The organism is Sphaerisporangium rhizosphaerae (assembly GCF_042665155.1).
Classification (GTDB): Bacteria; Actinomycetota; Actinomycetes; order Streptosporangiales; family Streptosporangiaceae; genus Sphaerisporangium; species Sphaerisporangium rhizosphaerae.
The window spans coordinates 324,381-338,939 of the sequence record NZ_JBHTCG010000008.1; the positions used below are offsets into that span (position 1 = coordinate 324,381).

Here is a 14,559-nt window from a genome sequence, read left to right on the forward strand (position 1 = left end):
GTCGCCTCGCGAAGAAGACCCCCTCCCGCGTCCACGGACACGGCAGGGGGTCTTCTTCGCTACGCGGCGGTGCGGGTCAGCCGCCGTGCGGGGCCGGGATCGGGCGGGTGGTGGATTTCCTGCCGGGGAGCAGGGGGGTGCCGAGGATGGCGTGGGCGACGACGGCGAGGCAGACGAAGCCGAGGACCAGACCCCAGCTCACGTCGGTCAGATGGTGCATGCCGCGGTAGAGCCGGGAGACCGCGACGATCAGCGGGGCGGCCAGGCCGACCGCCCACAACAGGACCTTCAGCACGGTGTGGCGATGAGCGTGCAGGGTGAGCACCAGGGCCATCCCGCAGTAGAAGCCGACGGCGGCGCTGGTGTGCCCGGAGGGGAAGCTGGAGGTGGGCGGCGCCGGGTCCAGGTGCTGGACGGTCGGCCTCGGACGCTGGATGAACACCGTGGCCAGCAGGAAGACGATCGACTGCGACCAGACGGCCAGGATGATGAAGACCGACTCGCGCCAGCGCCCGAAGGCGAAGCGGAAGGTCAGGGCGGCGATCGCGGTGAGCACGACGATCACCGGGGTGTCCGACAGCATCGACCCGAAGTGCGTGAGCGTGTTGAACAGCGGGGTGCGGTCGGCCGCGAAGCCCTGGTTGACCGCGATCTCGCCGGCGACTTCGCTGTGGAACGGCTTGATGATGAGCCATCCGACGCCGAGGGTCACCACCGCCAGCACCGCGAGAGGCGCGAGGAGGAGGCGGAGCGTCCACGCGGCGGTCTGTGACCAGCCCGTGTCCCGGTTCGCCACCACTCTAGTGTCGGTGACCATGCGCAGTTCCCTTCGTTGAGATGTCCTGCATAGCCTCCGGCTCCACGCCTTCGCGGTGTGGTTCGGCCGGTCGGCGCCCGATGTCGCGGCGCCAGGTCTCGAAGGCCGCGGCGGTCGCCGCGACGACGGCGGCGCCGAACACGACGCCCGCCACCACGTCGCTCACCCAGTGGACGCCGAGCGCGACGCGCGTGTAGGCCACGCCGAGCACGATGATCGCGCCCGCGATCCAGGCGGCCACTCGCTGCCGGCGGGAGAGCAGCGGCATCACCAGCAGCAGGACGATGCCGACGCCGAGCGTCGCGTTGACGGCGTGCCCGGAGGGGAAGGACGAGCCGGGCGCCAGGTCCACGGGGTTGGGCAGGTGGGGCCGGGCGCGGGCGACGACCACCTTGAGCGCCAGCCCGAGCAGCCCGCCGACGGTGATCGTGGTGACCGCCCAGGCGGCCAGGCGGGGGGCGCGCTTGTAGACCAGCCAGACCGCGGCGGCCCCGACCACGATCCGCCACGGCCCGGGGCCGAAGACGTCGGTCCACAGCCGCAGGAAGCTCACCCACGCGGGGTGGTCGACGGCGTAGGCGTGCAGGGAGTTGGCCGCGCCCTCGTCCAGCCGGTTGAGCGGGCCGAAGGAGGTCTTCACCAGCACCAGCAGGAGCGTGAACGGGACCAGGACCAGGAACAGCGCTCCCGAGACCAGGCTCAGGCGGAGCCCGAGCCTTGCGTCCTTGTCCATCCGCCTGCGGGCCCAGCCGTGCCGGCGTCCCTTCGGCCGGGCCTGATCGGCGATCGCGTGCCCGAGCCGGCGCCCGGTTGTGAAGATGCTCATGACCGTCTTTCTCCCACCTTGTCGCCTCCCGTGCGGTGTCCGGTCCCGCTCGGCCCGGGGTCAGGGACGATGGGGTCCCCGACCCCGCCCCGGCACGCTTCGAGCTGCGCCGCGAACGACAGTCCGAGGAACAGCGCGACGGAGCTGAGCAGCGACCACAGCAGCAGCGCCATCACGGCGGTCAGCGGGCCGTAGGTCGTGCCGAACGAACCGGTGTGCTCGATGTAGAACGTCAGCCCCCAGGTGAACAGCAGCCACAGCGTCAGCGCGACGACGCCTCCGGCGGCGAGCCAGGTGTGGCCGGGCTGCTTGCGGCGCGGCGCGGCGCGGAACAGCACCGAGGCCGACAGCAGCGCCAGCAGGAACCCGACCGGCCAGCGCAGCAGCGTCCAGGCCGTGAGGGCCGTGTCGCTCCAGTGGTACACCTGGGCGAGCGAGCGGCCGATGGCCTGGCCGCCCACCATGGTCGCGAAGCCGAGGGTCATGAAGGAGCCGGCGCTGACCGCCATCAGCACGGCCTTGGTGTACTTGCGGCGGAAGGGGCTGTCCCGCTCCACGCCGTAGATGCGGTTGGCGCCCCGTTCGACCTGGGCCATGGCGGTGGTCAGGCCGACCAGAGCGGTGACCAGGCCGAGCCAGAGCGCGATGGCGCCGCCGGCGCCGGCGTGGTGGCGGCTGACCGCGAGAGCGTCGTTGACCACCTCGGCCCCGTCGCCGGGGACGAACCGGCGGATGGCGAGCTGCACGACCTGGCCGATCCGCTCCTGGTGCAGCACGGTGCTGAGCCCGACGACGGCGATGGCGCCGGGGATCACCGCCAGGCAGATCTGGAAGGCCAGGGCGCGGGAGTGACTGAAGCCGTCCGCGTAGCGGAACCGGACGAAGGAGTCGCGGACCAGGTGCCATCCGCCGTAGTGGCGCAGCGTCGCCCAGGCGTCGTCGGCGCCGAGCTCCTCGCCGCTCATGGACCTGGTCTGCGGTACCGCGGTCGCCGTTCCCATGGGTCAGCTCTCCGTTCCGCGGGGCGTGCGTAGCAGCAGCGCCTTCGGGCGTGTCTCGACGGACATGGTGGTGGCGTGGCCGATCGGGTCGCCGTCGCATTCGTGCAGCACGGGCGGGTCCACCGTGATGAGGGCACGGGAGGCGGTGTACCGCTCGGCGCGCCGGTCGTGGCGCCGCGAGCGGGTGAGCACGTGCCAGGCCACGTGGAGCCAGTCCGTCGGGGTGCGGGGAGCCAGGATGAGGATGTCGAGCAGCCCGTCGTCCGGGCGCGCCTCGGGCAGGAGCTCCAGCCCGCCCTGGAGGCGGCCGACGTTCCCGACGAGCACCATGACCGCCCGCCGGCGGATGGTGGTGCGCCCGTCCAGGCGCAGCGTGACGCGGAAGGGGCGGTCGGTGATGTGCTTGACCACGCCGCTCACGTAGGCGAGCCAGCCGATGCGGTTCTTGGCGTCCTCGCTGGTGCTGTCGGCCATGGCGGCGTCCAGCCCGATGCCGGCCATGACGACGAAGGGACGCCCGTCCAGGACGCCGAGGTCGATGGCCCTGGTGCGCCCGGCGACTCCTACGCGGACGGCCTCGGGCAGCGCGGTGGGCATGCCGAGGTTGCGGGCCAGCAGGTTTCCCGTGCCGGCGGGCAGGATGGCCAGCGGCACGCCGGTGCCCATCAGGCCCTCGGCGCATCCGCGGACGGTGCCGTCCCCTCCGGAGGCGAAGACCACGTCGACGCCCTCGGCCAGGGCCTTGGCGGTCACGCCCGCGCCGGGGTCCTCGGCGGTGGTCTCGTACCACAACGGCTCGTCCCAGCCGTGCCGCGCCAGTTCGGCGGTCACGTCGGCACGGTGGCGGTCCGGGTCGGCCACCCGGAGCGGGTTCATAATCACGGCAGCTCGAGGCACGGCAGTGCGTGCTACCCCGATAATCCCGCTTTGAACAGGGGTGCGGCGACATCAGCGGCGTACGTCCTGTTTCGGCAGATAGACGCGGTTGCGGTCCTTTACCGTCGCCCGTCCGATCGCCTGGCGCGCACCTCGCTCAGGCGCCGCCGCCGATCTCGCACACCACGCAACTGATGTTGTCGGGACCGCCGCCGTCCCTGGCCAGGGCGATCAGCCGGTCGGCCGCCTCGCCCAGGTCCGCAAGGGAGGTCAGCGTCTCGTGCAGCGCCTGCGGGCCCACGACGCCGCTCAGCCCGTCCGAGCACAGCAGGTAGCGGTCGCCCGGGCGCGCCTCGCGCAGGGACAGGTCGGGCTCGACCGAGCCGCTGCCGCCGAGCGCCCGCATGAGCAGCGACCTGCGCGGATGCGCGGCGGCCTGCTCGGGGGTCATCTGACCGTCGTCCACGAGCGACTGCACGAGGGTGTGGTCGCGCGTGATCTGGTACAGCATGCCCTCGCGCAGCATGTACGCGCGGGAGTCGCCGATGTGGGCCAGGGCGAAGCGGCCGCCGTCCCAGAGCATGGCGGTGAGCGTGGTGCCCATGCCGGTGAGCTTGGGGTCGCGGTCGGCCATGTCCTTCAGGCGCCGGACGGCCTCGGTGATGGCGGACTCCATCGCCCCGAGCAGGTCGCCGCTCGGCGGATCGCCGTCCAGGACGGACAGCGCGGCGATGACGGTGGCGCTGGCGACCTCGCCATGACTGTGCCCGCCCATGCCGTCGGCGACGGCGAGCAGGCGGGGGCCGGCGTACACCGAGTCCTCGTTCTGCTCCCGGCGCAGACCGACGTCGGTGCGGGCCGCGTAGCGCAACGTGAACGACGCGTTGTTTGACATGTCCTCAGTAAATCATTGGTTGAAACACTTCACAAGCACATATTCTGTGGATTGGAGCGGCAAGGTGGACTAATCTGACCCTGAGCCGCCAAGGTACCGGTAGGCGAGCAGGAAGGGGCGACGCTTATGGGACACGACGCCACGTTGAACGCGGGCGACATCGCCCGGCTCGCCGATGTCGGCCGCGCGGCGGTGAGCAACTGGCGGCGTCGCTACGACGACTTCCCCCAGCCTGTGGGCGGCACGGCCGCGAGCCCGCTCTTCTCCCTTCCCGAAGTCGAGGACTGGCTGCGCCGTAACGGCAAATCGTATGAGATGTCGCTCGGCGACCGCGCGTGGCAGCGGTTACGAGCCGCCGGTGACGACCTGCGCCTGGGCGACCTGGTGGCCTGCGCGGGCGCGTTCCTGCTGTACCTGCGGCGCGACCCGGGCGGCTGGAAGGCCGTCACCCGCAGCCAGGAGCCCGCCAAGCGGCTGCACCAGGCCGCCGCCGCGGCCACGGCCGACCTGCCCGTGCCGGTCGACTGGAGCCTGGTCGACATCCGGCTGTACCGCCTGCTCGCCGACCTGGCCGCCGAACAGGGGCCGGCGGACGCCTTCGAACTGCTCTGCGAGCGTTACGTCGAGGCCCACTCGCGCCGCCTGTCGGTCACGCGGGCCGACCACGCCGAGCTGATGGCCCGGCTCGCCGGCGCCCACCCGTCCCCACGCTCCCGCGCCGAGCCCGCGGAAGGCTCCGCCGAGCCCGCGGAAGGGTCCGCCGAGGTCGCGGGAGACCCGGCCGGCGGCCCCGCGACCGTGTTCGACCCGGCCTGCGGAGTGGGCGCCCTGCTGCTTCCCTTCACCGGGGCGCGCGTGCTCGGCCAGGAGAGCGGCGAGACGGCGGCGCTGCTGGCGGCCGTGCGGCTGCTGCTGCGCGGCCTGCGCGCCGACCTGGTCGCCGGCGACTCCCTGCGGCAGGACGGCTTCCCCGACCTGCGCGCCGACGTCGTGGTCTGCGATCCGCCGTTCAACGAGCGCGCCTGGGGTCACGAGGAGCTCACCGGCGACCCCCGCTGGGAGTACGGCCTGCCGCCGCGCGGCGAGTCCGAGCTCGCCTGGGTGCAGCACTGCCTGGCCCGCGTCCGCCCCGGGGGCCTGGTCGCCATCCTGATGCCGGCCGCCGCGGCGAGCCGCCGTCCGGGTAAGCGCATCCGGGGCAACCTGCTGCGCGGCGGGGCGCTGCGCGCGGTGCTGACGCTCGCCGCCGGCGGCCCCGACCTGTGGCTGCTGCGCCGCCCCGAGCCCGGCGAGCGTCCGCCCTCGCAGGTGCTCATGCTGGACGCCTCGGACGGCCTGACCGGCGTGGAGGCCGCCTGGCGCGCCTTCGCCGCCGACCCCGAGGGCGAGCCGCCGGCCCCCGGCCGCGCGGTGCGCATCATCGACCTGCTGGACGACGAGGTGGACCTCAGCCCGGCGCGCCACCGCCGGCCGCCGGACGAGCCGGACGCGGTGGCGGAGTTCGGGCGGGTGCGCGAGCGCTTCGCGGACGCGGCGGCCTCGCTGACCGGCGCGCTGCCGGGCGTCGCGCCGCCGGGACAGGCGCGGGAGCTGCCCACGACGACCATCGGCGAGCTGGTCAGGGCGGGCATCGTCACGATCCATCCGGGCCCGCCGAAGATGACGACCGACGCCGGCGAGGTGCCGGTGCTCACCGCCGCCGACGTGGTCGCCGGCGGCCCGCCGTCCGGGCGCGCCCCGGCCGGCGCCGGCCACGTCGTCCTCGCGGCGGGGGACGTGGTGGCGACGGTCGCGACCGGGGACGGCGCCGCCCGCGTGGTCGCCGAGCCGGGCGCCGTGCTCGGGCCCCAGCTCCACCTCTACCGCCTCGACCGCGACCGGCTCGACCCCGACTTCCTGGCCGGGCACCTGCGCCATGCCGGCGCCTCGGCCGCCCGGCCCTACTCCGGCGTGAGCAGGGTCGACGCGCGCCGGGTGCGCGTCCCGCTGCTCTCCCTGGCCGAGCAGCGCGCGTACGGCAGGGCCTTTCGCGAGCTGCTCGCCCTGGAGGACCGTCTGCGGGCGACGGCCGCCCTTGGCGAGAGGCTCGTCCGGCTAGGCTTTGACGGGCTGGCCGGCGGTCATCTGCGCCCCGAGGGCTGAGGGTGTATTTTTCCCCGATAGATCATCAGGAGGGGCGAATGGTCATCGGCGACCGGTACGTGCTTGACGACCTGCCTCTCGGCCAGGGCGGCATGGGGGCGGTCTACGGCGGCCACGACCGGCGCCTGGACCGCAAGGTCGCCGTCAAGCTCCTGCGCTTCCCCGGCGGGCACGACGACGAGCTTGAGCAGCGGTTCATGCGCGAGGCCCGCATCCTGGCCCGGCTGGAGCACGCGGGCGCGCCGATCCTCTACGACTTCGGCACCTTCGAGCACCGCCTGTTCCAGGTCATGCAGTTCATCGAGGGCGTCACCGTGGCCGACCTGGTGAGCGAGCACGGCCCGCTGCCGGTGCCCTGGGCCGCCGCCATCGCCGCCCAGGCGTGCGCCGTGCTGTCGGCCGCCCACGCCCTGTCCATCTGCCACCGCGATCTCAAGCCGACCAACCTCATGCTCTGCCCGGACGGGAGCGTCAAGGTGCTGGACTTCGGCCTGGCGATGCTGCGCGAGGCCGACGTCGCGCAGTTCACCCGCATCGGCCAGATCCTCGGCACCCCGGCGTACATGTCGCCCGAGCAGATCCAGAGCGGGGTGGCGAGCCCGCGCAGCGACCTGTACTCCCTCGGCTGCGTCCTGCACGAGATGCTGACCGGCCGGCAGTTGTTCGTCGGTCCCACGGAGTACGCCGTGTTCGAGAAGCAGGTGAACGAGCGGCCGCCCGGCGTGCCGGGCGTGCCCGGGGAGCTCGACCGGCTGATCGCCGGCCTGCTGGAGAAGAGGCCCGAGGACCGTCCGGCCGACGCCGTCGCGCTGTACGACCGCCTGCAGCCCTTCGCGGTCGACCTGCCCATGCTGCCCGGCTTCCTGGCCCCGCCGTCGGTCCCGAGCCCGGGGCGCATGTACGCGCGCATGGTCGGCCGGGTGCTCCCCTGATCGCGGGCGGGCGCCGCGCGGCGTGGATGGTCAGCGGGCGCTGCGCGGCGTGGATGGTCAGCGGGCGCTGCGCGGCGTGGATGGTCAGCGGCCGCCGGGCATGCCGAGGTCGGCGACGGCCGGGGCGTTGAGGCCGCCCAGCAGGGCGCCGGAGATCTCGTGGAGCTGGCGCGTCTGCTCGGGGGTGAGGCGGTCGAACAGCACCCGCCGCACGTGCTCGACGTGGCCGGGGGCCGCCTCCACCAGGGCCGCGAACCCCTCGCCGGTGAGCGTGGCCAGGGTCGTGCGGGCATCGCCGGGGCGCTTGCACCGGCTCACCCAGCCCTGGTCCTCCAGCTTGGCCACGGCGTGCGAGAGCCTGCTCGGCGACGAGCGCACCAGTTGGGCCAGCTCGGTCATCGTCATGGTGCGTTCGGGCGCCTCGGACAGCATGGCCAGGATCATGTAATAGGTGTGCGGCATGCCGGCCTCGCGCTGCAACTGCCGGTCGAGCGACTCGTACAGCAAGCGGGAGGCCCAGAGGTAGGTGCGCCAGGTCCGCTGCTCGTCGTCGTCCAGCCACCGCGTGTCGCCCACCGCACCAGCCTACCGTTCGGTTGAGCGCTCAAATCTGCGAAGGGCCAGATCACCGCAGCTCCAGCCAGGGATTTGACCGATATGATGCCGGGTGACCGTAACCTACTCAGGATGCGGACCATGACAGTAGGACCGACCGTGCGCCGCAGGCTGCGGCGGCTGGCCGCGCGAACTCCCTCCATCCTGCAGTGCTCGGTCGCCGCCGCCGTGGCGTGGATCGTCGCCAAGGACCTGCTCGGCCATCCCGCGCCGTTCTTCGCCCCCGTCGCGGTCGTCGTCTGCATCGGCGTCTCCATGGGCCGCCGGGTGCGCCGCATGCTCGAGATGGTGGTCGGGGTCAGCCTCGGCGTGGGCGTCGGCGACCTGCTGGTCGCCTGGATCGGCTCGGGACCCTGGCAGATCGCCCTGGTGGTGGCGCTCGCCATGGCCTGCGCCGTGCTGCTCGACAGCGGCCCGGTCATCGCCCTGCAGGCCGGCTCGTCGGCCGTCCTGGTCGCCACCCTGCTGCCGCCCAGCGGCTCCGGCGGGACCGCGCGCATGCTGGACGCGCTCGTCGGCGGCGTCGTGGGCATCGCCGCCGTCGGCCTGTTCCCCATCGACCCGCTCGCGCTGGCCCACCGGCACGGGCGGGTGGTCCTGAACGAGCTGGCCGAGGCACTGGAGGGCGCCGCGGAGGCGATCGCCGCCGCCGACCTGCCGCTGGCCGCCGACTCGCTGGAGAAGGCCCGCGGCTCGCACAGGGCCGTGGAGCAACTGGCCTCCGCCCTGCAGACCGGCCGGGAGATCGCCCTGCTCAGCCCGCTGCGCTGGCGCTCGCGCTCCCGGCTCGCCCGCTACCAGGCCGCGGCGGCCCCCATCGACCTCGCGCTGCGCAACACCAGGGTGATGCTGCGCCGCACCCTGGCCGCCCTCCGCGACCGCGAGCCCATGCCCGGCGCCCTCCCGGAGCGCCTGCACAGCCTGGCGGAGGTCGTCCGGCTGCTGAGGGACGAACTGGCCGAGGGGGTCGAGCCGGTGCGGGCCCGGCGCGCGGCCCTGGCCGTGGCCGACGGCGTGCGCGCCTCCGGCGAGGAGGCGGCCGGGTTCTCCACCCGGGTGGTCACCGCGCAGCTCCGCTCGATCACCGTGGACCTGCTGATGGCCACCGGCACCGACCGCGAGACCGCCACCGCCGCCCTGCCGCCCGTCACGGCCTGACGGCGCCGGTCAGGAGTACACCAGGGTCGGCGCCCCGGGAGTGAACTCGGTGTGGATGTAGTGCGCGGGCACGCCGATGTGCAGCAGCCGGGCCGCCGTCACCTGCACCATGTCCGGCGACCCGCAGACGAAGACGTCGCCGTCCAGCGAGACGCGGTGGTTGAGCAGCGCGTCCACCGCGTTCTCCCGCCGCCACTCGTCGGGCTCGTCGGAGACCGCCTGCACCACCCGCAGGCGCCGGTGATGGGTGCGCAGGTCACGCAGATCACGCAGGTCGTAGGCGTCCCCGTGGTGGCGGACGCCGTGGAACAGGTCGATGCTCGGCCGCTCGGGCAGCCACATCGACTCCTCGATGAGCGCCTTGAGCGGGGCGAGCCCCGTGCCGCCCGCGATGAAGATGAGGTGCGGGGTGCTGGCCCGTTCGAGCAGCAGCGACCCGCGCGGCGGCCCGAGGAGCACGGTGTCGCCGACCCTGGTGTGGTGGGCGAGCGCGGTGCTGACCCAGCCGCCCGAGACCACCCGCACGTGGAAGGTCAGCCGGTTGTCGCGGCGCGGCGCGTTGGCGATGGAGTACGGCCGCCACACCTTGGGCCAGTGGGGCGTCTGCACGGTCGCGTACTGGCCGGCCTTGAACGCGTACGGCTGCGTGGGCTCGACGGTGATCACCGCGATCTCGCGCGTGCGCATCTCGTGCCCGACCACGACGCCGTTCCACGCCGGGGGAACGTAGGCGGCCTCCTGCTCGGCCGCCTTGATCATCACGTCGGCGATGAACTGGTAGGCGTCGATCCACGCCGTGTCGTACACCGAGCGCCAGGCGCCGCCCGCGTTGGCCCGCATCGCGATGACCAGGCAGCGGCCGACGGCCGGATAGTGCTCGGGCTGCACCCCGTACTTGCGGTGGTCGCGGGCGAGCTGGCCGAGGTAGTCCACCACCCCGTCCGCGTCATCGAGGTTCAGCACGACGCGGGTGAGCGCCTGAAGGAGCCGGTCACGCTGGACGTCCATGGCGGGCGGGAACATCTCGCGCACGCTCGGATAGTCGGCGAACAGCTTGGCGTAGAAGTGCATGGTGACCTTGTCGGCCACCGGCTCGACCAGAGCCCAGCTCTGGCGGATCAGTCCGATGTCGATGTTCATGGCGTCACTCAGCCGACCGGCCCGCTCCTTCTCGCTCCTTCCCCAGCGACCGCATGCGGGAGACGCCGAAGTGGTCGTCGCCCGCGGGCCTGCGGGCCTGCCCGTCCAGGGTCCTGCGATCCTGCCTGGCCAGCAGGGGGATGTGCTTGGAGCAGTGGATGTAGGCCTCCTCGACCTCGACCACGACCCAGCGGTCGGCACGGCGGCCGGGCGCCGTCTGGTCCTCGTCGACGAGCCCGTGGCGGCGCGCCGCGTCGTAGGCCGTCGTGATGCTGGCCGAGCCGTTGACGTGCAGCCCCACGCGGTCTTCGAAGAAGTCCACGAACAGCAGGCTGATGTGGGGGTTCTCCATGATGTTGCCCATGCTGGCGAACACGCCGTTGCCGCGGAACTCCGGGTAGATCAGCCGGGACGGCTCGAGCACCCGGACGAACCCGGGAGGGCCCGCGCGGAAGGAGGTGTCGCAGTTGCCCCGGGAGTCGGAGGTGCCGACGAAGACCATCTCCTGACGGGCGACGAACTCCCGCATCTCGGCAGTGAGATGGTCCGACACCTGCCGGTTGTAGAAGCGAAGCGCCCGCTCTCGGGTGGAGAACAACCCCTGGAGGACGTGCTCGCCTCTCGACCCGGGGAGGTGTTCGTCCCCCAGGCCGTCATACGGCCCGTGTTGGCCCATCAATGCTCCCATCACCGTCCCGACCGCCGACAGCCGGCGCGGCCATCACCACGCTTTGCCCCTGACAAAGCCACAGAAACCTCATGGACAACTCGTGTCACATTAGCGGCGATCCGGAGACATGGCGACGGCCACCCGCAATATTCCTGACTTTTCCTGTCATGTGAGCCGGGCTCGCACCTGGGCGGGCGAGCATGGGCGCCGGCGGGCCGTTTGACCCGGGCCACCTGGGTAGGGCTGGGCTCGAGACCGAGAAGCGATGAGGAGGCGACGATGACCACCTTCGGATACTTTCTGTCCAGCGAGGAGCACGGGCCGAGAGAGCTCGTCCGCCAGGCCGAGCTGGCCGAACGGACCGGGTTCGAGAACCTGTGGATCTCCGACCACTACCACCCGTGGCTGGACGAGCAGGGCCAGAGCCCGTTCGTCTGGTCGGTGATCGGCGCCATCGCCCAGGCCACCTCCCTGCCCGTCACGACCGCGGTCACCTGCCCGCTGGTCCGCATCCACCCGGCGGTCATCGCCCAGGCGGCCGCCACCAGCGCGGCGATCAGCCAGGGGCGGTTCCGGCTCGGCATCGGCACCGGCGAGGCGCTCAACGAGCACATCCTCGACACCCGGTGGCCCCCGGCCGCCGAGCGGCTGGAGATGCTGGAAGAGGCCGTCGAGGTGATGCGCAGGCTGTGGACCGGCGAGCTGGTCACCCACCGCGGGACCCACTACAAGGTCGACACGGCCCGCCTCTACACGCTGCCCGACCAGCCGCCGCCGGTCTACATCTCCGGTTTCGGCGACAAGTCGGTCGAGCTGGCCGGGCGCATCGGCGACGGCTACATCTGCACCGGTCCGGCCGCCGAGCTGGTGGAGAAGTTCCACGCCGCCGGCGGCAGGGGCAAGCCGGTGCAGGGCGGGCTGAAGGTCTGCCACGCCGAGGACGCCGCGCAGGCCCGCAAGACCGTCCACCGCCTGTGGCCCACGCAGGGCATCCAGGGCGAGGCGTCCCAGCTGCTGCCGCTGCCCCGCCACTTCGAGCAGCTCGCCGAGATGGTGAGCGAGCAGGACGCGACCGCCTCCACCCCCTGCGGCCCGGACCCCGACGAGCACGTCGAGGCGATCAAGAAGTACATCGACGCGGGCTTCGACGAGATCTACATCAGCCAGATCGGCCCCGACCAGGAGGCGTTCTTCGACTTCTACGCCAAGGAGGTCCTCCCCCGCCTCCGCTGACGGCGCCGCTCCCCGGCCGGCGACCGCCTCCGCGCGGCCGCCGGCTCCGGCGCGTGTGCCCTCTCCACGGACTCGACCCCTGGAAGAACGGCGTTCACGTTTAGGCGCCGTTGTGCGGGAAGACCGCACTTCACCTGGAGCTCAGTGTGAGACGCCCGGGTGCCGGGCGAAAGGGGTGCGTCGTTGGACGGTTCGCGCGTGAGCCGCACGGCCGCGGTGGCCGTCATGGCCGCAGCCCTCGCCGCGTGCGGCGGGGTGGGCGCCAAGACGGGCGGAGCGGCGGGCGGCGGGCGCGGCGGCGGATCCGGGACGCTGACCATGATGGGGTTCGGCCTGCCCGACGAGATCGCCACCGTGCGCGTCGACGCCTTCAAGAAGGCCCATCCGGACACCACCGTGCAGATCAACCAGGGCCAGTTCGACGAGCAGGCGTTCCTGTCCGCCGTCGCGGCGGGCGACCCGCCGGACGTCGTGTACATGCCGCGCGAGCGCATCGGCGGCTACGCCGCCCGCGGCGCCATCCAGCCGCTGGACACCTGCGTCTCCACCCAGAAGATCCCGACGGGCGACTACTACCCGGCCGCCCAGCAGCAGGTGCGGTACGCGGGCAGGTGGTACGGCATCCCCGAGTTCTACAACTGCCGTTCAAGGACCGCCAGGGCGACCCGGTGAACAACGTCGGCGGCAACGCGTGGGTGGTGCCCAAGGGCGCCGGGAACCCCGACGCCGCCTGCGCGTGGATGAAGACCATGACCTCGGCCGACACCTGGATCGCCGCCGCCAAGGCGCGCGCGAAGAAGCGGGCCGACGAGGGCAAGGTCAACATCGGCACCTACACCGGCAACATGAAGGCCGACGAGGTGATCTTCTCGCAGGTCGTGAAGCCGAGCGGGCACCGCCCCTACGACCAGGCCGTCACGACCATCCGCTCGGTCCAGCGGGCAGGGTTCGTGGTGCCGCAGTCCGGAGCCGCCGCCGAGTTCACCAAGGCGTGGCAGGACGCGGCGACCCGCGTGCTCCTTGGCAGGCAGAAGGCCGGGCCGGCGCTGAAGCAGGCCCAGCAGGAGGCGCAACGCGCCCTCGACGACGTGAACCACTGACGACGGCGCCGCGGCCCGGGCGGTCGCGGCCGGCGACGAGGAACCACACGAAAGGAAGGTGGAGAACATGACGCACCACATTCCCGCGATCCCCGCGTTCCCCGCGACCCGTGAGGGCGACACCATGGAGCACGACGGCATGGTCGCCCTGTGGTCCAGGATCGGGTGGGAGTGACCGGAGAGCACCCTCCGGCGGCCGGCGAGCGCGGGCCGCGAAGGTGAGAAGGCCGCGCGCCGAGACACGGTGGGCGTACGTCTTCCTGCTGCCGTGGCTCATCGGCCTGGTGGTCTTCCAGGCCGGGCCCATGGTGGCCAGCCTCGTGCTGTCGTTCACCGACTACGACCTGATCGACAGCCCGCGCTTCGCCGGCCTCGGCAACTACGCGAAGATGGCGCAGGACCCGAAGGTCGCCCGCGCGGTCGGCAACACCGTGCTGTACACGCTGTCGCACGTGCCGCTGGCCATCGTGCTGGCCCTGGCCCTCGCCCTGGTGTTGAACCGGGTCACCGGCCGCGCCGCCGGGGTCTTCCGCACGATCTTCTACCTGCCGTCCATGACGCCGTACGTGGCGGTCGGCGTGCTGTTCCTGTTCCTGCTCAACGGCCAGGCCGGCATGGTGAACCAGTTCCTCGGACTGTTCGGGGTCCAGGGGCCGCAGTGGACCACCGATCCCGACTGGGTGCTGCCGGGCATCGTCCTGATGTCCCTGTGGAACCTCGGGTCCACCACGATCATCCTGTTCGCGGCGCTGCGCAACGTGCCGAAGGAGCTCACCGAGGCCGCGATGATCGACGGCGCGGGACCCTGGCAGCGGCTGCGCGCGGTCACGCTGCCGATGATCAGCTCGGCGCTGTTCTTCGTGGTGATCATCAACACCATCACCTCGCTGCAGATGTTCGACCAGGTGTACACGATGTTCTTCGGCAACCAGATCGCCCAGCAGTCCTCCGGCGACGCCGCCCTGTTCTACGTCGTCTACCTGTTCCAGCAGGGGTTCCAGTTCCTCCACATGGGCTACGCCTCCGCGCTGGCGTGGCTGCTGTTCGCGGTCATCGCGGTGATCACTCTGGTCCAGGTGAGGGTGGGCCGCAGGCTGGTGTACTACGAGGCCGAGGAGCACGCCGGATGACCGCCGCCCACCACCCCGCCACCA

Annotated in this window: 15 protein-coding genes; 7 read left to right on the forward strand and 8 right to left on the reverse strand. The window is 72.3% G+C overall.

Annotated elements, in window-relative coordinates; all coding sequences use genetic code 11:
* Positions 1-76 precede the first annotated feature (76 nt).
* The 5 genes from ACFQSB_RS15275 to ACFQSB_RS15295 all read right to left on the reverse strand — a co-directional run bounded on the left by ACFQSB_RS15275 (position 77) and on the right by ACFQSB_RS15295 (position 4,415).
* Complete coding sequence (locus tag ACFQSB_RS15275) at positions 77-817, reverse strand: phosphatase PAP2 family protein (protein WP_380827079.1); 741 nt, start codon at positions 815-817, stop codon at positions 77-79.
* Positions 801-1,643 carry a phosphatase PAP2 family protein gene (locus ACFQSB_RS15280; protein WP_380827081.1) on the reverse strand — a complete coding sequence of 281 codons (843 nt, stop codon included), beginning with the start codon at positions 1,641-1,643 and terminating at the stop codon, positions 801-803. Before ACFQSB_RS15280 ends, ACFQSB_RS15275 begins: the two co-directional genes overlap by 17 nt.
* Positions 1,640-2,644: a YihY/virulence factor BrkB family protein gene (locus ACFQSB_RS15285; protein WP_380827082.1), complete on the reverse strand. Its 1,005-nt coding sequence runs from the start codon at positions 2,642-2,644 to the stop codon at positions 1,640-1,642. Before ACFQSB_RS15285 ends, ACFQSB_RS15280 begins: the two co-directional genes overlap by 4 nt.
* Before the next feature lie 3 nt (positions 2,645-2,647).
* Positions 2,648-3,520 (reverse strand): diacylglycerol/lipid kinase family protein, encoded by an 873-nt coding sequence (locus ACFQSB_RS15290; RefSeq protein WP_380827084.1) that lies wholly within the window; start codon positions 3,518-3,520, stop codon positions 2,648-2,650.
* Between the two features lie 157 nt (positions 3,521-3,677).
* Positions 3,678-4,415: a PP2C family protein-serine/threonine phosphatase gene (locus ACFQSB_RS15295; protein ID WP_380827087.1), complete on the reverse strand. Its 738-nt coding sequence runs from the start codon at positions 4,413-4,415 to the stop codon at positions 3,678-3,680.
* A gap of 126 nt (positions 4,416-4,541) precedes the next feature.
* On the opposite strand from ACFQSB_RS15295, the gene ACFQSB_RS15300 reads away from it, so the two are divergent.
* Together ACFQSB_RS15300 and ACFQSB_RS15305 are read left to right on the forward strand one after the other, a co-directional pair.
* On the forward strand, positions 4,542-6,557 hold the full coding sequence (locus tag ACFQSB_RS15300; RefSeq protein WP_380827088.1) for an N-6 DNA methylase: 2,016 nt from the start codon (positions 4,542-4,544) through the stop codon (positions 6,555-6,557).
* A 38-nt stretch (positions 6,558-6,595) separates the two neighbouring features.
* Entirely contained in the window at positions 6,596-7,489 is an 894-nt protein-coding gene (locus ACFQSB_RS15305) for a serine/threonine-protein kinase (RefSeq protein ID WP_354841595.1), read from the forward strand.
* An 84-nt stretch (positions 7,490-7,573) separates the two neighbouring features.
* On the opposite strand, the gene ACFQSB_RS15310 is transcribed toward ACFQSB_RS15305, so the two are convergent.
* A complete protein-coding gene (locus ACFQSB_RS15310) occupies positions 7,574-8,065 on the reverse strand; it encodes a MarR family winged helix-turn-helix transcriptional regulator (RefSeq protein ID WP_380827089.1) in 492 nt (163 codons plus the stop codon).
* A gap of 120 nt (positions 8,066-8,185) precedes the next feature.
* Between ACFQSB_RS15310 and ACFQSB_RS15315 the strand changes: the two genes are divergently transcribed.
* Entirely contained in the window at positions 8,186-9,262 is a 1,077-nt protein-coding gene (locus ACFQSB_RS15315; protein WP_380827090.1) for an FUSC family protein, read from the forward strand.
* A 9-nt stretch (positions 9,263-9,271) separates the two neighbouring features.
* Here the strand turns inward: ACFQSB_RS15315 and ACFQSB_RS15320 are convergent, their stop codons facing one another.
* On the reverse strand, positions 9,272-10,402 hold the full coding sequence (locus tag ACFQSB_RS15320; RefSeq protein ID WP_380827091.1) for a globin domain-containing protein: 1,131 nt from the start codon (positions 10,400-10,402) through the stop codon (positions 9,272-9,274).
* A gap of 4 nt (positions 10,403-10,406) precedes the next feature.
* Positions 10,407-11,078 (reverse strand): pyridoxamine 5'-phosphate oxidase family protein, encoded by a 672-nt coding sequence (locus ACFQSB_RS15325; RefSeq protein ID WP_354841586.1) that lies wholly within the window; start codon positions 11,076-11,078, stop codon positions 10,407-10,409.
* Positions 11,079-11,351: 273 nt separating this feature from the next.
* Here ACFQSB_RS15325 and ACFQSB_RS15330 point away from each other — a divergent pair, with 273 nt between their 5' ends.
* The 4 genes from ACFQSB_RS15330 to ACFQSB_RS15345 all read left to right on the forward strand — a co-directional run bounded on the left by ACFQSB_RS15330 (position 11,352) and on the right by ACFQSB_RS15345 (position 14,535).
* The gene (locus ACFQSB_RS15330; RefSeq protein WP_380827093.1) at positions 11,352-12,305 is read left to right on the forward strand and encodes a TIGR03557 family F420-dependent LLM class oxidoreductase; all 954 of its coding nucleotides are present in this window, start codon (positions 11,352-11,354) and stop codon (positions 12,303-12,305) included.
* Positions 12,306-12,503: 198 nt separating this feature from the next.
* Positions 12,504-12,977 carry an ABC transporter substrate-binding protein gene (locus tag ACFQSB_RS15335; RefSeq protein ID WP_380827096.1) on the forward strand — a complete coding sequence of 158 codons (474 nt, stop codon included), beginning with the start codon at positions 12,504-12,506 and terminating at the stop codon, positions 12,975-12,977.
* Positions 12,974-13,405 (forward strand): type 2 periplasmic-binding domain-containing protein, encoded by a 432-nt coding sequence (locus ACFQSB_RS15340; RefSeq protein ID WP_380827097.1) that lies wholly within the window; start codon positions 12,974-12,976, stop codon positions 13,403-13,405. The genes ACFQSB_RS15335 and ACFQSB_RS15340 overlap by 4 nt, the downstream gene beginning before the upstream one ends.
* A 218-nt stretch (positions 13,406-13,623) precedes the next feature.
* Complete coding sequence (locus tag ACFQSB_RS15345; RefSeq protein WP_380827099.1) at positions 13,624-14,535, forward strand: carbohydrate ABC transporter permease; 912 nt, start codon at positions 13,624-13,626, stop codon at positions 14,533-14,535.
* The last annotated feature ends 24 nt before the right edge of the window (positions 14,536-14,559 follow it).